Source organism: Aquimarina sp. BL5, assembly GCF_003443675.1.
Taxonomy (GTDB): Bacteria; Bacteroidota; Bacteroidia; order Flavobacteriales; family Flavobacteriaceae; genus Aquimarina.
On the sequence record NZ_CP031963.1, the window covers coordinates 1411798 to 1430794 of the forward strand.

19 protein-coding genes are annotated in these 18997 nt (G+C 32.3%); 7 read left to right on the forward strand and 12 right to left on the reverse strand.

Annotated features, from left to right (window positions below; genetic code table 11):
- The 5 genes from D1818_RS06080 to D1818_RS06100 form a co-directional block, all read right to left on the reverse strand.
- Complete coding sequence (locus tag D1818_RS06080) at positions 1-897, reverse strand: DUF58 domain-containing protein (RefSeq protein WP_118457004.1); 897 nt, start codon at positions 895-897, stop codon at positions 1-3.
- An 18-nt stretch (positions 898-915) separates the two neighbouring features.
- Positions 916-1917 carry a MoxR family ATPase gene (locus tag D1818_RS06085; RefSeq protein ID WP_118457007.1) on the reverse strand — a complete coding sequence of 334 codons (1002 nt, stop codon included), beginning with the start codon at positions 1915-1917 and terminating at the stop codon, positions 916-918.
- Positions 1918-1932: 15 nt separating this feature from the next.
- The gene (locus D1818_RS06090; protein ID WP_118463536.1) at positions 1933-2553 is read right to left on the reverse strand and encodes a DUF4159 domain-containing protein; all 621 of its coding nucleotides are present in this window, start codon (positions 2551-2553) and stop codon (positions 1933-1935) included.
- A 201-nt stretch (positions 2554-2754) separates the two neighbouring features.
- A complete protein-coding gene (locus D1818_RS06095) occupies positions 2755-4071 on the reverse strand; it encodes a TldD/PmbA family protein (protein ID WP_118457009.1) in 1317 nt (438 codons plus the stop codon).
- Between the two features lie 30 nt (positions 4072-4101).
- Positions 4102-5742, reverse strand: a complete 1641-nt coding sequence (locus D1818_RS06100; RefSeq protein ID WP_118457011.1) for a TldD/PmbA family protein — start codon at positions 5740-5742, stop codon at positions 4102-4104.
- A 517-nt stretch (positions 5743-6259) separates the two neighbouring features.
- On the opposite strand from D1818_RS06100, the gene D1818_RS06105 reads away from it, so the two are divergent.
- The 5 genes from D1818_RS06105 (at position 6260) to D1818_RS06125 (ending at position 9545) form a co-directional block, all read left to right on the forward strand.
- Positions 6260-7312, forward strand: coding sequence for an AraC family transcriptional regulator (locus tag D1818_RS06105; protein WP_118457013.1), 1053 nt, complete (start codon positions 6260-6262; stop codon positions 7310-7312).
- Positions 7313-7403: 91 nt separating this feature from the next.
- Entirely contained in the window at positions 7404-7754 is a 351-nt protein-coding gene (locus D1818_RS06110; RefSeq protein WP_118457015.1) for a hypothetical protein, read from the forward strand.
- A gap of 15 nt (positions 7755-7769) precedes the next feature.
- Positions 7770-8243, forward strand: a complete 474-nt coding sequence (locus D1818_RS06115) for a YHS domain-containing (seleno)protein (protein WP_118457018.1) — start codon at positions 7770-7772, stop codon at positions 8241-8243.
- A 136-nt stretch (positions 8244-8379) separates the two neighbouring features.
- Complete coding sequence (locus D1818_RS06120; protein ID WP_118457021.1) at positions 8380-8955, forward strand: uracil-DNA glycosylase family protein; 576 nt, start codon at positions 8380-8382, stop codon at positions 8953-8955.
- A gap of 341 nt (positions 8956-9296) precedes the next feature.
- Positions 9297-9545, forward strand: a complete 249-nt coding sequence (locus tag D1818_RS06125; protein WP_118457023.1) for a hypothetical protein — start codon at positions 9297-9299, stop codon at positions 9543-9545.
- A gap of 71 nt (positions 9546-9616) precedes the next feature.
- Here the strand turns inward: D1818_RS06125 and D1818_RS06130 are convergent, their stop codons facing one another.
- Positions 9617-10135, reverse strand: coding sequence for a DinB family protein (locus D1818_RS06130; protein ID WP_118457025.1), 519 nt, complete (start codon positions 10133-10135; stop codon positions 9617-9619).
- A 539-nt stretch (positions 10136-10674) separates the two neighbouring features.
- On the opposite strand from D1818_RS06130, the gene D1818_RS06135 reads away from it, so the two are divergent.
- Complete coding sequence (locus D1818_RS06135) at positions 10675-10896, forward strand: hypothetical protein (protein WP_118457027.1); 222 nt, start codon at positions 10675-10677, stop codon at positions 10894-10896.
- 69 nt (positions 10897-10965) lie between these two features.
- Here the strand turns inward: D1818_RS06135 and D1818_RS06140 are convergent, their stop codons facing one another.
- The 6 genes from D1818_RS06140 to D1818_RS06165 all read right to left on the reverse strand — a co-directional run bounded on the left by D1818_RS06140 (position 10966) and on the right by D1818_RS06165 (position 17542).
- Positions 10966-12735: a YfiR/HmsC family protein gene (locus D1818_RS06140; RefSeq protein ID WP_162897263.1), complete on the reverse strand. Its 1770-nt coding sequence runs from the start codon at positions 12733-12735 to the stop codon at positions 10966-10968.
- Positions 12736-12800: 65 nt separating this feature from the next.
- Positions 12801-15518, reverse strand: coding sequence for a TonB-dependent receptor domain-containing protein (locus tag D1818_RS06145; protein ID WP_118457031.1), 2718 nt, complete (start codon positions 15516-15518; stop codon positions 12801-12803).
- Between the two features lie 135 nt (positions 15519-15653).
- Positions 15654-16061 carry a response regulator gene (locus D1818_RS06150; protein ID WP_118457033.1) on the reverse strand — a complete coding sequence of 136 codons (408 nt, stop codon included), beginning with the start codon at positions 16059-16061 and terminating at the stop codon, positions 15654-15656.
- Complete coding sequence (locus D1818_RS06155; RefSeq protein WP_118457035.1) at positions 16058-16480, reverse strand: response regulator; 423 nt, start codon at positions 16478-16480, stop codon at positions 16058-16060. Before D1818_RS06155 ends, D1818_RS06150 begins: the two co-directional genes overlap by 4 nt.
- Before the next feature lie 189 nt (positions 16481-16669).
- Entirely contained in the window at positions 16670-17071 is a 402-nt protein-coding gene (locus D1818_RS06160; RefSeq protein ID WP_118457038.1) for a response regulator, read from the reverse strand.
- 42 nt (positions 17072-17113) lie between these two features.
- Positions 17114-17542: a response regulator gene (locus D1818_RS06165; protein ID WP_118457040.1), complete on the reverse strand. Its 429-nt coding sequence runs from the start codon at positions 17540-17542 to the stop codon at positions 17114-17116.
- 266 nt (positions 17543-17808) lie between these two features.
- Between D1818_RS06165 and D1818_RS06170 the strand changes: the two genes are divergently transcribed.
- Positions 17809-18996, forward strand: coding sequence for a hypothetical protein (locus D1818_RS06170; RefSeq protein ID WP_118457042.1), 1188 nt, complete (start codon positions 17809-17811; stop codon positions 18994-18996).
- Position 18997 lies beyond the last annotated feature (1 nt).

Genomic DNA, 18997 nt, shown 5'->3' on the forward strand with positions numbered 1-18997 from the left:
TCAGATTAGTTTGTTTCGTTTCTTCAGGAATACCTGTAATGCCTCTCCTATATGTTCTTGTAATTGGAACAAATGATAACTGATATCATTGGCTAAGAGCGTATTTTTAGTATTCTTGATCATTTCCTCTAATGCGATGAGATATTCTTTTTTAGCGGTTTTTGCATCTATTTTGAGTTTTGCTCCTGTCTCTAAATCTTCAAATGTTACAGTACCTTTGTAATCAAACTCTAACTCATTCTTTCCCATAAGATGTAATACCACTACCTCATTTTTTGGGGTTTTTAATCTTTTTACAAAAGATGTTAGCTCTTCGTTATGTTCATACAGATCCGTTATAAAAAATATCAGTTCTTTGTGATTGCGATTGTGAAGACTTTTGGAGGCATTTGGGTTTTCGGGCCATTTCCCTTTATTTTCTATATTTGTTAGTTCCAATAAAAAACGATTATAATGTTGTTTCTGGATTTTAGGATATAAGTTATACAACTGCTGTTCGTTTAATGCAAAAAGTCCAATAGCATCTCCTTGATTTTGGGATAAGTATCCTAAAGAAGCTATTAAGATTCTGGCATAATCCATTTTAGAAAGTTCGTCCTCCTGATGAAGCATGGATTTACTTGCATCCAAAATAAATTTTATTGAAATATTGGTTTCTACTTCGGATTGCTTGATATAATATCTACCGGATCGGGCTAACATTTTCCAATCGAGTAATCGTAAATCATCACCCGGTTCATAATTACGGAATTGAGTAAATTCCATTCCAGAACCTACATTGCGACTATTATTTAATCCAGACAAATATCCATCAACAATTACACGCGCAATGAGTGATAATCCTGATACCGTTTTAATAAATTCAGGTTTTAATAATTGATGATAATCTTGTCTCACTTGATTTGTTCTATTATCCTACTTCCCTACCTCAATGGCTTTTAATAGATGATGCGTAACCTCATCAGAAGTGATACCCTCTGATTCTGCTCTAAAATTCACAATAACTCTGTGTCTTAACACAGGTATGGCTACATGGTGTAAATCATCTAATGTCACTGATAATCTTCCTTGTGCTAATGCACGAGCCTTGGCTGTTAATATCATTGCTTGACCAGCTCGCGGTCCTGCTCCCCAATTCACCCATTCTTTTACGTATGCATTAGTAGTTGTTTCTGGTCTCGTAGCTCTAATCACCTTACTTACATAGCTAACTAAATCATCACTTATAGGAACTTCTCTAACCAACTGTTGTAATCTGATAATATCTTCTCCGGATATCACTTTATTCAGGGTTTCCTTCTTGACACCCGTTGTATTTTTTAGAATGGTGGTTTCTTCAGACTCCGTTGGATATCCTATTTTGATATATAATAGAAAACGATCTTGTTGCGCTTCTGGAAGTGAAAATGTTCCGGATTGCTCAATAGGATTTTGAGTAGCGAGTATAAAAAATGGCTTATCTAACTCGTATGTTTTTCCGGAATAGGTAACCTCAAACTCCTGCATCGCCTCTAATAATGCGGCCTGCGTTTTTGGTGGCGTACGATTGATCTCATCTGCCAAGATGATATTAGAAAAAATAGGGCCTTTATTAAATTTAAAAAATTTCTTTCCTGTGCTATAATCTTCTTCTAATATTTCTGTACCAATAATATCTGATGGCATTAAATCTGGCGTAAATTGTATTCTTTTGAATTTTAAATCAATAGCTTGTGCCAGCGTTCTGATCATTAATGTTTTTGCCAAACCCGGAACTCCTTCTAACAATGCATGTCCACCTGCAAGAAAGGTAATCAATAACTGCTCTACCGTTTCTTCTTGCCCAGTAATCACCTTACCGATCTCTTTCCGTAACTTCTGAAGTTTCTCCGTAAGAATAGTTACCTCTGCTTCTATATTTACTAACTCTCTGTCCATGTAGTTATATCTCTTTTATGATGTCAACGCATACATTACAATGTTAACACCAAATCTGGTATTGTCTATTTTATACCATCGTTTATTTCTAAAATCATAATCCCACTCACAACCATAGTCTTTGTTACTATAAAGAACGCCAATCCTTCCATTAACCTGAATTGCCTTCAAATAATCATGTACGATATCATCTCCCCATCCATTCAGCTCTTGAGAAGTAGTTGGTGGGCCATCTTCAAACTCAAAAAATATTTTATAAATCTCATGAGTATTAGGAATTTTTTTTAATGCTTGCGGTCCAAAAATATCAGACATCTGCTGCTCAAATGATTTAGAGAATAATCCATCTATATCGTGATTACAATCATCCGCAAATACAAAACCTCCGTTATCGATATATTTTTTAAAATTCTCCCTTTCCTTTTTGGTAAACTGTACCAATTTATGGCCAGAGATATAGCAAAACGGGCTTTTGAATATCTCATCACTACTCAAAGAGATAATTCTTTCTTGAGTATCTACTTTTAGGGTAGTATACTCCACAAGAGAGTTTAATAGATTAGAAGGCATTCTTTGATCTACATCCCAATCTCCTGATTCGTATTGTAATCGTGTAAAGAAAAATTTATTGCTCAATATGAAATTAACTAGGTATACTAAAGAAACAATATAGATCATTAAATATAAAAATGATCTAAAATTAAAGTTAATTAGGATTCTCTTAAACCAATTACTACCGTTAGAGCGTAATTAAAAAACCGGCGGTACACCATATATTTTAATTACGCTCTATTTAATAGTATCCTATTTTTAGATTTTTAAAACAGTACTTTAAGATTATACTGCATCTGATAAACTGGTAAAGGTAAAGTCTCTTATTTTCATATAAGGAACTAGATTACCGTCAATTCGTACCTGCTTACCTAGAGTTTCCAGATTATTAAGCATAATGATCGGGCTTTCATTAAATCTGAAATTCTTCACTGGATGCTTTATTTTTCCGTTTTCTATATAGAAAGTTCCATCTCTGGTAAGTCCTGTATATAGTAAAGTTTGAGGGTCTACGGTTCTTATATACCACAATCGGGTAACTAGAATTCCTTTCTTCGTTCCTTTAATAAGATCATCTAAGGATGCATCGCCTCCTTGCATAATAAATCCATTAGGGAACGGCACAGGATCTACTCCCTTTTTCTCTGCCCAATAACGACTATATGCTAAGTTTTTTACAACTCCATTTTCTATCCAACTTGTCTTTTTCAGTGGTTGTCCTGAACCATTCCAAGTACCTGTAGGAACTTCGGGATTCAATGGATCTGACCAAATATTTACACGTTCATCTACAATCTTCTCTCCCATTTTGGTTCCTCCGCCTTCTTTAGACATAAAACTACGTCCTTCATCAGCAGTCCGTGCATTAAATGCAAACGCCATATTACCTAGAAGACCAACCGAAGCTGCCGGTTCTAAAATCACTGTGTATTTACCAGGTTCTATTGCCTTAGCCTCTTTAGACATAACTGCTTTATCTATCGCTACTTTAGAAGCTTCTACGGCATTAAACTTACTGACATCATTATAATCTCTGGTTACCCAACCAGATCCAGTACCATCGTTACTACGCATGGTTACCGTAAAACTGGCATTAGTAGATTGATTGTATGCAAACAAACCACTAGAGTTCATCATTGCACTAAACCCAGCAGAATCATTAAAGAATCCTGCTGCAGTAACTTTCTTAGCCGCTGCTGGTTCAATACTACTATTAGCAACTTCTGCACGATACTCCGGTGTTATCTTTGCAGTAGCTTCTTTATAAGTAATCGATTTATCATATGTCTGTGGCCCTAATGGTGCCATAAATTCTGGATTCTCTGGAGAAAGTTTTGCCAATTCCTCAGCTCTTTTTACCACTTTCTTTAAAGACTCATCATCAAACTCATCAATAGTAGCTGTTCCAGATTTCTTTCCAAAATTAGATTGCACTACTAAGGTTTGATTTGATCTATGTCCAGCCGTAGATACGGTATTTCTAGCATAACGGATATTACCACTTTCGCTTCCGCTTAAATTTATTTCACAAGCATCTGCAGTAGAAAAGCTCATCGCTTTTTCCATAATCTGCTTTGCTTCTTCTTTAGAATATATTGCCATGATATTTTTTATTTGTAATAAGACTGTGATTTAAATTTTTCTACCTGTGTTGATCACATTCACACCATTAAAGCGTGTGGTAGAACTTCCGTGAGATACAGCACTTATTTGAGAAGGCTGTCCTTTACCATCAAAGAATGACCCGAACATTCGATAATCATCTTTGTCACATATCTTAGCACAAGAATTCCAGAACTCTTGCGTGTTAGATTGATATGCCACATCATCTAGCATACCTACAATTTTTCCATTTTTGATTTCATAAAACACCGTTCCACCAAACTGGAAATTATATCGTTGTTGATCAATAGAATATGAACCTCTACCTGCTATGTAAATTCCTTTTTCTACGTCTTTGATCATATCATCTATAGAATATTTCTCTTTTCCCGGTTCTAAGGAAACGTTAGGCATACGCTGGAACTGTACATCATTCCAACTCTGGGAATAGCAGCATCCGTGAGACTCATTTTGATCGATCATATGAACCTGATCACGTATTGCCTGATAATTGGTTAGTACTCCATTACGCACTAAATCCCATTTCTTAGTTTTTACACCTTCATCATCATATCCTACAGCTCCTAAGGAACCTACTTGTGTTTTATCGGCAACAAGGTTTACAATATCGCTACCATATTTGAAGTTCTTGGTCTTCCATTTATCTAAGGTAGCAAAACTTGTTCCTGCGTAATTAGCTTCGTATCCTAATACTCTATCTAATTCTAATGGATGTCCAACGGATTCGTGGATGGTTAAACCTAAATGATTCGGTTCTAATACTAAATCGTATTTACCTGCTTCTACAGATTTTGCCGTTAATCTTGCCTTAGCTTGTTTAGCAGCCAGCGTTGCATCCTCTACAATATCATAACTCTTACGATATAGATTGAGTCCTTCAGGACCTTTTAGTTTTTCTGAAGCTAATCCGTCCATATATTCATACCCCATTCCCATTGGAGCACTCATAGCTTGACGTGATTTAAATTTACCTGTACCTTTGTCAATGGCTGTTACCGTAAATGTAGGCCAGATACGATGTACATCTTGATCTATATAAGATCCATCCGTAGAAGCAAAATATTTTTGCTCATTAACCATAAAAAGTCCTGAGTTTACATAATTTGCTCCATTCTCTAAGGCAGCGGCATTTGCAGATAATAATAAATCTACCTTTTCTGAAACTGGTACATCTTTAAAATCCTTTTTAATAGGAGTTTTCCAGGTTACTTCTCCGTGTGACTTAACCGGAGCTAGTTTCACTTCTACTTTCTGAATCTTGGAATTCGCTTTTGCTATTGCTACTGCTTGATCTGTAGCTTTTTTAATTCCATCTTCGGTAACGCTATTTGTCGATGCAAATCCCCAAGTACCTTTAACGATAACTCGAATTCCGATTCCAAATGATTCTGTATTTACTACATTCTGTACTTTGTCTTCTCTAGTAAATACATATTGGTTCAAGTACCTACCAATTCTAGCATCGGCATAAGTAGCTCCTAATGATTTTGCTGTATTAAGCGCTACATCTGCCATTTTTTTCTTAATGGCTATGTCCATTCCCGGATTAAGCAATGCTTCTGCGGGAATGTCATTTCCCAGGAGTAGCGAAGGCATCATTAAAGCACCTGCTCCTAATCCTGTGTATTGAATAAAATCTCTACGTTTCATAAACCTCTTTTTTGATTGAGTGAATATTAAAATAAGTCTGATGAATTTTATCTTATAAAAGATCTTTTAGTTTCTATGATACTTGACCATATCCTAAAGTTTTGTTACAAGACTAACTTTCGTTAGCTTTAAAAGTAGAAAAATTAAATCAAAGTACCATACCTCCCTGAATCTTCATCACAGGATTTTAGTAGTAGAATTCCGCAAAACACCTCAGGACAAACTCGTATTATAAAATATTGATTAACAATTACTTAAAATCGATTTCCTAATTACATAATTCTCATAAAATTGAGCGAAATCATACTAAAAAAACATAAAAACAACACTTGTTTAAATTTTTGTTAAAGTTTCAAGCTGTTCTTTAACAAAAACTCAAAAAAAATTTAAGAAAAGATAGTAGTAACATTATTGAGACAGTTTCTCTTTAAAAAAGAACTGTTTTCACTCTAACGAACCTTCTTACATGGTGTAATTTTTCAGTAATAATTCGACTATATACAAATATGTATTCGTAATGGTTGTTAAATTTACTCCGCAAATAAATAAAGTCTACTTCATTAACCAATATACATTGTACCAGATCATATCTGGCAATGGGGGTATTCAGGTAGATTTTAAGAACTATTTTGACTGGAAAGACAAAGCTATTTATCTAGAAAAAGGGCAATATATTAAGTTCTTATCGGATGATTTTTTTGTGCTCAAAATAGAATTTCCAAATGAAACAATTTTTAGAAATAAAGAATTCCGGGTACTTTTTAAACATCTTATTTCTTTAGGATACATTGACTTTGAAAAGTCTAATAGTTTTCAAAAAATCATACATCAATTCAATTCAAATATTGAACTAAATACTATTATAGATACTTCTACAAAGCAATGGTATTTACAAAATCCGTTTAAAGCAAATAAAGAGGAATATCAAATTATTTTTGACACCAAAGAAATTATAGACGAACAATACTCTAGCAATATCAATACAAAAGATATTACCGCATATGTAAATGAGAAAGGATATAATATTCAATCTTTGATCAAAAGTAAAGTTGGTGTGTCGGTTAAATCCCTTCTATCGAACAAAAAATTACTAGAGAGTAAAAAAGAAATTGTTTTTACGGATAAGAGTATTAAGGAAATATCATATGACTTGGGATATAATGATCCTGCCTATTTTAATAGAGTTTTCTCTAATAGTGTAGGCAAAAATCCTATTCAGTTTAGGAAAGACTTTGATTATCAAAACAGAGATCGTTTTTCTCAAAACATTATGGAACTGCTTAAGCTGTATCACACCCAAGAAAGAAACCTAGATTTTTATGCTTCTAAAATGAACCTATCTGCTAAAACGCTTTCTAAAAAAGTAAAAGACAGGATGCAGACTTCATTAGGTAAACTTATCCGATATCAAATGATTGACACTTCTAAATCTATGCTATATCAGGATCTAAGTATTAAAGAGATCTCTTTACAACTAGGTTTTGAAGAGCCTAATCATTTTTCTAATTTCTTTAAGCATTATACAGGAGAATCCCCTTCACAGTTTAAAAACAAAAAGTACAATAACTAGCGCCTTTTTTGTAGTCATATTTGTCAGACATATCCAGAAATTTGTAGTGTAATTACAAACAACATTTATTTAATCATAAAAAATAAAACAAATGGATATTAAAAAATTAGCTACAGAAATGGACAGCATAGTTGCTAAGGGCGGCATAGTAGATGCCGTAAAGCAATTTTTTGCACAAGAGGCTACTACCTCAGATTACAACAATATCACTACCAACAATAAAACTCAAATGGTAGAGAAAATGGAAGGTTTTGCCAATGCTATTAAAAAAGTGAATAATATTACACTTCATCATACCATAGTGGATGGTAATGTTTCTGCCTCAGAATTTACTTTTGATTTCGATATGACAGACAATAGTTCTATCTATTGGCACGAAATTATTAGAAGGGTTTGGAATCAAGAAGGTAAGGTTATACAAGAAGAATACTTTAATGCTTAAAATAAATAATATACAATGAAAACTTTAAAAACAATAAAAATCACATTAGTCGCAGTTCTATTTACTGCTACAATTTTTGGTCAGGATAAAAAAGCAAACAATATAGATAATAGTAATATTGCATTACAAGGATACAGTCCAGTATCCTATTTAGATCTTGGTATTGCACAAAGAGGTACTAAAGAATATAAATCTGAACACGAAAAAGTAATATACTACTTTACCACCAAGGAACAGAAAGCTACATTCGATAAGAATCCGAAAAAGTATATACCTCAATACGGCGGGTTCTGCGCCTTCGGAATATATGCCGGTGCAAAATTTAGACCTGATCCCAACAAATTTGTAATAAAAGATGGCAAATACTTTCTTTTCCTATATAATATTGAATTAGATGCTCAACAATTATGGTTGGCAGAAAATAATCATAATACATTAGTTTCTAAGGCCAATAGTAATTGGACGAAACTTATAAACACTTATAATTAAATAATTATAGGTTGCTCTTTTGTTTTTCTAATAACACCTTAACTAATTGTTAGGGTGTTATTTGAATAAATAAATATACCTTATAAACCATACCATAATATTTTATAATTTAAACTTCTAAATTTCCCTGAATTATATGAAAGAATTATTGACCTCGATTTCCAAATGTGATATCTGCAAGGCAAAATTAGAATTAGGTCCACGGCCAATAGTCTCGGCAGATATTAATAGTAAAATAGTTATCATAGGGCAAGCACCGGGAAGCATCGTCCATAAATCAGGAATTCCGTGGGATGATAAAAGCGGCGAAAATTTAAGAGCATGGATGGGAATCGATAATGACATTTTTTATAATCCAGAAATCATTGCTTTGATCCCTATGGGATTTTGCTATCCGGGACGAGGAAAATCTGGAGATCTGCCTCCAACAAAAGAATGTGCTCCACTATGGCATCATAAATTATTAGATACTATGAACAATGTAGAACTTATCCTATTAATTGGCACCTATGCTCAGAAATACTATTTGGGTGATCAATTAAAACGTACCCTTACCGATACTGTAAAACATTATAAAAAATATCTACCTGATCATTTTGTTTTACCACATCCATCGCCTAGAAATAATATTTGGCAAGCAAAAAATGCGTGGTTTAAGAAAGAGGTAATTCCACAATTACAGGATAGTGTACGATCTATTATTGCATCTTAATCAGCGTAGTCCATTAAAAAAATATTCTCTTCCCTAATAGTTATTTTGTTAACATTAATATAATTTACAGAAAACTAGTTTTAATACAAAATGATGTGTAATATTTTTTCCTAGATGTAGAATTTATTAAGATTATGTTATAATTAACTAAAAAACAGTTAATTAGATTTTACACAAATCCATTCTACATTATCTTTAATAAAAATGAATTCCTTAAATCATTCGACATATTCATTTTATGGTATCGCTATTTATTTCACTACACTTTAATAAATAAAAGACATATACCTTGAGTGTCTTTAAATTATTCAGGGAATTAATCATCTTAAAAAAATAGTACTATGAAAAAAAAGTTATTAAACTTAGGACGGGAACTAGACAGAAATCAGCAAAAACATATTAGAGGAGGTATGGGTCCTATAGCCATAGATGAAGGGATTTTTGACTCCTGCTCTAATCAACCTTGTGTACTAAACTCAAATGATTGTCCTCCAGGCGAAGTCTGCACATCATTTGTAACTAGAAGAGAATTCAGCGGAGGTGGAACCACAGTAGTTTGGTATGAAAATGAGAATCTCTGTGCATGTTAACATTAATTTAATTTAAAAACCAGAGGCTCTAAACTTCTGGTTTTCTTTTTTTATGATAAAAATTAATCATTTTATAAATATCTTTCGTTTATAATATCCATATGCCAGGTCTCGTGACCGATAATAGTAAACGCAGCTGCTCTTGCAGACATACCCCCACCATTCGCGTTACCAATATACTTCAATTGATCTTTAGTGATACTTTCTAGAAATAAAATAGAGCTTTGCCGGACTATTTTAAATTCGTTTATCAAAGAATCTATTGATTTCTGATTTGCTCCAGAAGGTTCTATATAGATATTTTGATCAAATCCGGCTAAAGATGTTTTATCATTTCTGGCGATCCGAAAACATCTGTACATAAATATTCTTTCGGTATCAATAAGATGCTGAAAAATCTCCATTACATTCCATTTTCCAGCTTCATAACGATATGATATTTTTGTATCTGGAATACCTTCAAAAAACTGAACAACGTTTTTCATTCCCTCTCTAAAACCGGCTATGAGTTCTATTTCTGTAGACAACTTATTAATATATCGCCCATAATATTGGTCATACTCTTTCGCATCTAAATCGGTAATTTTCATTTCTCATATATTTAGTGTATACAATATTATTACTTCTTATGAATTGGATTGTAGTCCAGTTTCCAGATAAGCTAGATTCCAGTTAAATTATTTTTTTACATTTAGCTCATTGTATACTTACTGTATTTTAATTTAGAGATGCCAGGATTTAATAAAATACAACTAACAATTCTTTTAGCCGCGACAGTCATCACAATCATTGGTTTGATTACTGGTTGGTATTTTTTTATTTTCTTAGTAATTCCTATTGGATTTCTTTTTCGAAAAAAAGATTAACAAATTAAAAAATAATTCATTTAATTCGTTAAAAAACTGATGTAATCATAAGATTTAGCAAGAAAAATTCTGTTTGTTTAAAATCAGTATAACTAACATTTATGTTTCTATCAACTTATGTCATAGATAAGCGGACCGAAATGTTAATTTTTTTTTTATATTTACCGCAAAAGTGTTTAGATAACTATTAAATAGTTTAATCTTAAATTAAAATATTGGTAGTTTTAATTGAACATTTTTACGTTTATAATAAATATTGAGTTATGGAATTAATGGAGAAAGCACGGGAGTTTGAGAGTAGAAGTATGAGCAATATGTCCACTAGTGATAGAGTTGAAGCATCTAGAGAAGCTAAAGATCTCGTTTTGAGTCTTAATGAAATCTACAAACAAAATAAGGATCCTGAAATCATGGAAATGATGAAGATCATTACTGCTAAAAAACAAAAAATTGAAAAAAGACTTAAGGGTAGACCTGAAGTTTAAAAAGTTTACTAACTAAATAGACAAAACGTTGTTTATTTAGTTAGTATTAAAAACACATTCATTTTACTTTTATTCTGGAATGGTAAAGTAAAAGGTAGTTCCTTTTCCTTCTTCCGATTCTAACCAGATTTCGCCACTGTGTGATTCCACAATTTTTTTACAGTGCGCTAAACCTATTCCTGTACCCTGATATTTTTCTCTGGAATGCAACCTTTGGAAAATATCAAAAATCCTACTTTTATGGATTTCGGGGATTCCTATTCCATTATCTTTTATAGAGAACTCCCAATACTTTTTAGATTCGTCATCTGCCTTCTTTTTCTGAACTGCATCAATATAAATTTCCGGGATCGTATTTTCATCTGTAAATTTAATTCCGTTGCTTACTAGATTTTGTAATAACAATCGTAACTCCATTGGATTACCTTTGATCGTGGGAAGATTATCAGATTGTATTTTTGCGTTTGTTCTCTCCAGTACATTTCTAAAATCTCCTTTTAATTCTCCCAAGATTTTATTCATATCTACATCAGAAAAATCTGTAGTTCTTCCTAGTCTGGAGTATTCTAACAATGAATCAATAAGATTCTTCATTCGTATACTGGCATCTTTAATGAAGTCAAGGCTTTCTTTTCCTACCTCATCAAAACTATCTCCATAATCTTCTCTTATTAATCCAATAAAACTAGATATGGTATTTAATGGTTCCTGTAGATCATGGCTTGCTATGTATGCAAACTGCTCTAACTCTTTATTTTTAGATTCTAATATTAATGATTGCTCATATATTTCTTTGTTTTTCCCCTTTAATTCTAAGTTAAGTTTCTTTTTATTGAGATAATTTTTATAAATAACAAACCCAACAATTAACACTAACAGTATTAGAGCTATTAAAGACCAGTTAATTGTTTTCTGATCCTTAATTTCTGAACGTTGCTCCCCAAGTATTTTTTCCTGCTGTTTGATTTGATCATTTTGTTGATCTAAGAATTCCTGCTGTTTTTTTATTTCCTCAGAACTAACTTTAATCTTTTCTTCTTGGGTTTTAATAAAAGTTAGCTGTTCCTGAATGTTCTTTTCTAATTCTTTTTCTATCAGTAGTTTTTCTTCGTATTTCTTTTCCCGGATTTTACTTTCACTAGATAATTCCTCTATCCATTTGTTTCGCTCACTGATACTCTCTTTTATAGTATCTATTGCTTTTTTCTGATTAAGTATTCTTTCTTCCTGCTCCCTAATTCGTTCTTCCTTATCTTTAATAGCTGCTTTTTGTTCTTCATTTTCATCCAATGCTTTTTCTAAGGAATCTTCTGTAGATTTAAATAAGCCTCTCCATTTTTGAGAAGAAGTTATCGCATACTGCTTTAATGAAGGTGCTATCACAAAATTTTCATTCGTAATTCTATCTTCATTGATTTCATATTCGAATGAACTCCCCACATTAACCATATTAACCATAGAGGTATTATAGTTATAATCTTCAGTTACTAGTAGAATATTTTTTTCTGAAATTTTACTTAGAATATAATTAATATCATAATTATATTTATTGTTCACGTACAATACCTGTATATCCTTGATATTTTTGACAAACTGAAAGCGTACAATTTCTAAAGGTTTTCCAAAAATATTACGTTTTTGGGCCATTGATTTCAAGTCTATAATTGTACGATCTGGCCCCAGAACACCTATTTTAAAAGTATCTATTTGGTCTATTTCAGACCAACTTACTTGTTGCGCGAAGTTATAAATGAATATAGCACGCTGAACTCTTTTTACTTCTTCGGTACTCGTATCTTGTCCCGATACGGTTGCTAAATTCAAGATACTGAGTAACATGAATAGCATACATGGGATATGAAGCTTACTAAAAGAAAAATAAAAAAAATTACATGGACTATTCATTATAATCGCAACAATAGCCGAAGATAGTAATTAGCTCCATTTACTCCAAATTGCTGCACTCTTCTACTATATATAAAATTACCATTACTTGTATTTGCAGAATGCGTATGCTTGTCTGGAAATACATTAAAAACATTATTCCCCCCTAAGGTACATTTTATATAATCGTTTACCTGATATGAAATAGCTAAATCCGTTGTCAACTTGGGAGAAAAAGTTTGGTCTCGCGATTCGACTGTTCCTGTATATTCATTTAAGACCCAATTGGTCTGATCTCCATCATCTGGATGAATAAATTGTACTTCTCCAAAAAGCGTATTTACCATCTGCAATCGAAATTTATCAAACTCATAAGACACTAAAGAATTTATCTTGTAATTAGGCTGGGCTGATTCTACACGAGCAATCTCTTCTCTATTAAACAATACATCTTCCTGCCCCACAAGAGAAGGAGAAACTTTAATACGGCCTTTTACCTTAGTATTTGTAATATTCGCTCCTAAAGTGGCATCCAATTTTCCTGTTCCAATAGTGGTTTTATAAACTAGACCTATATCAGCTCCTGATGTTCTGGAATCAATGGCGTTTGTGAAAAATTGTGCTGCTCCAACACCGAATGGTTCTAAAATCGTTTCGTATCCTTCTGCAAACCTACCGGAGAGCACAATTCTATCATCTATATTGATCAAATAATAATCAAACGTAAATGTAAAATTTTCATTTAGCTTTCCACTGAATCCTGCACTAAAGTGCTTTGATAGTTCTGGCTTTAATTTTTCTATTCCAAAACCTTCTGAACCAGTCGTAACTGCACTTTCGTTATTAAAAGTTCCAACCCGAAGACTTTCTCCATTAATAAACTGCGTACTTATATTCTGAAAGAATACCTGATGAAGTGATGGGGCCCTAAAACCTGAAGAGAATCCGGCACGAACACTAATCAGATCATTGATTCTATATCTGCTTGATAGTTTCCAGATAGCCTGGCCACCAAAATCATTATAGGCTTCGTATCGTCCGGCGGCTTTTATTAATAATTTTTCTGATACATTAGTTTCTATATCTAAATAAGCTGAACTATTAGTTCTAAAACGATTTAACTCATTTTCTGGTTGAAAACCAGGAAAAACCTGGGCTCCAGCTGCTCTAGGCAATTCTTCTCCCAACTCATTAAAATATGTGCTACCTCCATTTATAAATGAAGCCTCTTCACCAGCTATGATCTGGTAATTCTCTACTCTTAGCTCAGCTCCAAATGCGATGTTTACACCATTAAGCCAATCAAAATTCTTTGAAAGATCTAGATTAGTTGTATTCTGCTGGTACTCAAATCCACCTGCATAAAAAGTTCTAGGAGAAGCTACTCCTAATGAAGCATTATTAGAGTTATTAACTGTGTAATCTAAGCTATTGATACCAATAGAATGGCTAAAATCTACATTCCATCCATTCTTAACTCCCCTAATCCCACCTGCTACTACATCATCCTGAATATCAGTTAATATTTGAGGTGAGAAACCATTAGGAAATAGTTCTGGTACAACTCTACCCTGATTTTTTGGAAAACGGTAAAAACCGGCAGCTACACCCTCTCTATAATTTCTTCCTCCTTGAAGATAAAATGTTGCATTATCCGACATTTTGATTTCGCCATTAAAGGCTAATGCTAGATTTTGTGTCTCAGCACTTCCGATTTCCATAACTCTTCGTCCAGAATATCCTGTCTGATTAAAAAAATTATTGTCCTGAATCAGCTGCTCATCTTCTACTAAATCATCTGTATAGACCGTACCTGTATAATCTCCTGCTCTATTTACTGATTCTCTATCTCTATATTCTGCAGTTACATTTATAAATCCTTCCTTTCCTATTTTCAATCCAAAATTAGCAGCAGAATATGTAGTAAACCCATCTCCTTCTGTAGTAATACCTACCCTATTATCGATACTAATGACTTCCGTTTGTTTTTTTAGAATAATATTTATTACTCCCGCAATAGCATCAGATCCATATTGTGAAGTTGCGCCATCTCGCAATATCTCGATACGTTCTATAGAAGCAATTGGTATGGCATTAAAATCCGTACCAACGGTACCTCTGCCTACAGTTCCATTTACATTAAGCAAAGAACTATTATGTCTTCTTTTTCCATTGACCAAAACCAATATTTGATCAGGTCCCAACCCTCTGAGGGTAGCCGGATCTATATGATCTGTTCCATCTGCTATAGTCTGATGGGTAGAATGAAATGAGGGAACCAAGTAATGCAAAATATGACTTAATTCAATTTGTGAAGAATTCGTAATCTCTTGTGGAGAAATAATATCTACAGGAGCAGTCGTTTTAAGAAGAGATCTTGGTTTTGCTCTGGAGCCAAGAGAAATTGGTTGATCCATAGAAAATCCTGTTTCCAATATAAAATCCACCTGAGCAGTTTCGCCTACTTTCACCTGTGTTGTTTTAGAAACCGAATTATACATAACAAATCCTGCTGTTACTACATATTCTCCTTCGTCTACGTTAAAGGTATAATTACCATTTACATCTGTGGTGGTCTTTTGATCTGTTCCTTCGATACTAACTCTCGCGCCTGGCAAGCTACCAAACTGATCAGAAACATTACCTGAAATTATAGCTCTTGATTGAGATGAAACTATCTGGCAAAAACAAAAAAATAATACATAGGCGATACAGGATGTAGACTCCAATCTAACCATAAGGGGTAATTTTAAAATTATTTCCTATTAAAAATGCGTGTGTGTTTAAATTATCTTAGCAAGATAAATAATAAAAAATCAAAAAAATTCTTAAAAGAGGTATTCTTTTGTAAATAAATCAAAGAATTCGATTTACTATATTAAAGTTAATTCTTCATTAAAATACTCCATCATTATAGTATCCATAACAACTCTGGAAAGCATTTTTCCTTTAAAACCTTTAATCTCCGGGATTGCATCTGCTATAGCTCTATCTTCTGCTGCTAACACGGAACCAAGCATCAAAAAAATGTTTGTCTTTCTAAATACATTTTCTAGTTTTTGAAATTCTGACAAAAACTTCCAACCATTCATTACAGGCATATTGATATCTAAAAAAATTATTTCAGGTATAATTCCTGATTTAATAATTTCCAGAGCTTCTAAACCATTTTTAGCAACTAATATTTCATCAGCGTATCCTGTTTTTGAAAGTATTATTTTATTAAAAAAAATAGTCGCTTCACTATCATCTACCAAAAGTATTCGTCTTATTGTTTTCATATAAATGGAGTTACAAAAAAGTGTTTTTCTATTACATTATTTAACAACGGGAATGATAATGGTTTACTAATAAGGTCTTCAACTAAAGAATTAGCTTTAGAGTTTTCTATGTCTTTAACATCAGAAGAAGTAGTTAATATTATTACTTTAATATCTTTAATAATATGATGATTTAACTTTGAATATTCTATCAGGAACTCCCAACCATTCATGGCTGGCATATTAAGATCTAAAAAAATTAAATCTGGTTTTAATGCTATTCCTTTTTCTACATTCATTAAATATTTTAAAGCAGCTTCTCCGCTCTGCTTTACTTGTATGTTGTCAAAATTGCTATGTTTCGATAAAACCATACTATTATAAAAGTTGGTAGGTCTATCGTCATCTATTAACAAAACGCAGTTAACTAAAGTATTCATAATATATTTTTGTTGGTATACACCAAAAAAAACACATAACAATAAAAAAGTAATAGCAATCTATAATTTTAGTCTCTCGCTTTACGGTTAAATGCAAAAAAGACCGATAAAGTGTATTTATTTGTAGTTAAGTATGTTTGTTATACTTTTTTTTAAGTATAACAACTAAACAAATGAGTTGGTTAATTTTTAGTTTGAAGGTTTATTGAAATACTTAGATACTATTTCCAAAACAATTTCCTTGGTTAACATCTTTTCTCTAAATTCAGTTACTTGAGGAAAAGATTTTAGCATTTTTTCTTCTTCTGCCCTTAACTTAGCACCTATCATTATAATGATTTTTGAACTTTTATAAGCAGCTGATAACTGATTGTGTTGTTCCAGAAACTCCCAACCATTCATTACAGGCATATTTAGATCTAAAAAAATTATTTCGGGAATGGTATCAGATTGTAGATATTTCAAGGCATTACTACCATTAGTAGCTATAAGCACTTCTTCTACACAGTCTGTTTTTTGGATAATGGTTTTATTAAAAAAATTGGTTGAGTTACTATCATCAACGAGAAGAAAGCGTTTTAACTTAGTCATTTTAAAAAATATGCCTTATTAAATCATAGTACTCAAGGGATCTCACAAATTACTAACGGTACTTTTCGAAAAATGTTTTTCTATAACGTTATCTAGCAAATCTAATGATAAGGGTTTATTTATAAAATCATCTACAGAATGATTTTTTATTGATTCATTAACATCATCAGGATTAGAAGATGTAGATAACAAAATTACCTTAATTCCTTCTGTGGTTCTCTTATCCAATTTAGCAAACTCTATCAAAAACTCCCATCCATTCATGGCTGGCATATTGATATCCAGAAAAATAAGATCTGGTTTCATTGCTGTTTGGTTTTTTACATTGGTTAGATATTCCAGTGCAGCTTTCCCACTCTGTACTGTATTTATATTATCAAAACTATCGTGTCTGGTGACTACTCTTTCATTAAAGAAATTTGTAGCTTTATCATCATCGATTAGCAGAACACAAGTGACCGATTTCCCCATAAAATTTTCCAATTACATTCAAAAGAACTAAACTTATTTGACATATACATCATAAAACCAGACTTTCCCGAGCACTTTTCGTTCAAAAACCTAATTTAAACGACAAAACAACATCAAATGTTTTACCGTATATAAATTACGGAAATAAAGCATTAAAAAAAGCCTCTTACTAAAATTGAGAATCGTTTAACAGACTGCTATTAAAAATAAATGTACTTTTGATTGAACTCAGACAGTTATTTGTCAATAACATTTGTAAGGGATTTATGCTTGACAAAATAAAAAACAGGTGCAAAGCCACCACATTACATTATTCAATATTTAAAAGTACTAATGATATTCCGTCAAATGACTGGAATCGTATAAATAATGAAAACAATCTTTTTCTTACATTAGATTATCTTAATACGCTAGAGAATACTTTATCAGCAACTATTGGATTCAGGTATATTGTATTTTATGATCAAAATGAGCCGGTAAGTATTGCCGTAACTCAACTTATTACATTTAACACAAAAGATCTAAAATTTCAGGAATTTCCTTGCAGAATAAGCGATGCTATTAAAAATACTTTCATGAAAAGTATGGATGTTAGAGTATTGGTCTGTGGGAATCTATTTTCTTGTGGTGAACATGGTTTTTTGTATTCCGATAAAATTAGTGCCAAGGAAGCTTTTGAAAACTTATCTGATGCATTACGAGAAATCAGAAAAACTGAAACATCTGATAAACCTTCTTTTATTTTATTAAAAGAATTCTGGCCAACGTCTTTTGATCAAAGTGATTATATTAAAGATCAGAAATTTAGAGAATTTAGGATTGATGTGAATATGGTATTGCAATTACATCCTAATTGGAATGATTTTGAAGACTATCTAAGTAGTATGAAGACCAAGTTTAGAACCAGAGCTAAAAAAGTTTTCAAAAAATCTTCAGATATAATAATCAAAGATTTTACTGCTGAAGATATAGATCAATATAAAAATGCAATTGACAAATTGTACCTTTCGGTGTTGGACAACGCTGATTTTAAAATAGGAAAATTAGATGCCATCACTTTTAGAAATCTAAAAAAAACGCTTTATGATTCCTTTATTTTCAAGGCTTATTTTCTAGATGATAAATTAGTTGGCTTCACTACTTCTTTTATTCTAAACAATGTTGTAGAAGCAAATCATATAGGAATTGATTACACATATAACAAATCTCATGACGTTTATCAAAGAATGTTATATGACTACGTTGATCTATCTATTCAGAAGAATGTTAATGAACTAAGATTAGGCAGAACTGCAGAGATTATTAAAAGTTGTGTAGGTGCTAAACCTGTGGAAATGAAACTTTATGTTCGTCATGGTAACTCTATCTCCAATAAACTTTTAAAACCTTTGGTCGAATTTATTTCTCCTAGTGAATATGAGGTACGAAATCCGTTTAAACTTCAATTAAGTTAAT

Excerpts from the sequence above, each read along its gene's own strand:
- D1818_RS06145 (WP_118457031.1), bottom strand. The coding sequence starts at position 15,518 with ATGGTTAGATTGGAGTCTACATCCTGTATCGCCTATGTATTATTTTTT.
- D1818_RS06150 (WP_118457033.1), bottom strand. The coding sequence starts at position 16,061 with ATGAAAACAATAAGACGAATACTTTTGGTAGATGATAGTGAAGCGACT.
- D1818_RS06155 (WP_118457035.1), bottom strand. The coding sequence starts at position 16,480 with ATGAATACTTTAGTTAACTGCGTTTTGTTAATAGATGACGATAGACCT.
- D1818_RS06140 (WP_162897263.1), bottom strand. The coding sequence starts at position 12,735 with ATGTTACTCAGTATCTTGAATTTAGCAACCGTATCGGGACAAGATACG.
- D1818_RS06125 (WP_118457023.1), top strand. The coding sequence starts at position 9,297 with ATGAAAAAAAAGTTATTAAACTTAGGACGGGAACTAGACAGAAATCAG.
- D1818_RS06160 (WP_118457038.1), bottom strand. The coding sequence starts at position 17,071 with ATGACTAAGTTAAAACGCTTTCTTCTCGTTGATGATAGTAACTCAACC.
- D1818_RS06085 (WP_118457007.1), bottom strand. The coding sequence starts at position 1,917 with ATGGACAGAGAGTTAGTAAATATAGAAGCAGAGGTAACTATTCTTACG.
- D1818_RS06110 (WP_118457015.1), top strand. The coding sequence starts at position 7,404 with ATGGATATTAAAAAATTAGCTACAGAAATGGACAGCATAGTTGCTAAG.
- D1818_RS06135 (WP_118457027.1), top strand. The coding sequence starts at position 10,675 with ATGGAATTAATGGAGAAAGCACGGGAGTTTGAGAGTAGAAGTATGAGC.
- D1818_RS06165 (WP_118457040.1), bottom strand. The coding sequence starts at position 17,542 with ATGGGGAAATCGGTCACTTGTGTTCTGCTAATCGATGATGATAAAGCT.
- D1818_RS06170 (WP_118457042.1), top strand. The coding sequence starts at position 17,809 with ATGCTTGACAAAATAAAAAACAGGTGCAAAGCCACCACATTACATTAT.
- D1818_RS06095 (WP_118457009.1), bottom strand. The coding sequence starts at position 4,071 with ATGGCAATATATTCTAAAGAAGAAGCAAAGCAGATTATGGAAAAAGCG.
- D1818_RS06105 (WP_118457013.1), top strand. The coding sequence starts at position 6,260 with ATGGTTGTTAAATTTACTCCGCAAATAAATAAAGTCTACTTCATTAAC.
- D1818_RS06100 (WP_118457011.1), bottom strand. The coding sequence starts at position 5,742 with ATGAAACGTAGAGATTTTATTCAATACACAGGATTAGGAGCAGGTGCT.
- D1818_RS06120 (WP_118457021.1), top strand. The coding sequence starts at position 8,380 with ATGAAAGAATTATTGACCTCGATTTCCAAATGTGATATCTGCAAGGCA.
- D1818_RS06130 (WP_118457025.1), bottom strand. The coding sequence starts at position 10,135 with ATGAAAATTACCGATTTAGATGCGAAAGAGTATGACCAATATTATGGG.
- D1818_RS06115 (WP_118457018.1), top strand. The coding sequence starts at position 7,770 with ATGAAAACTTTAAAAACAATAAAAATCACATTAGTCGCAGTTCTATTT.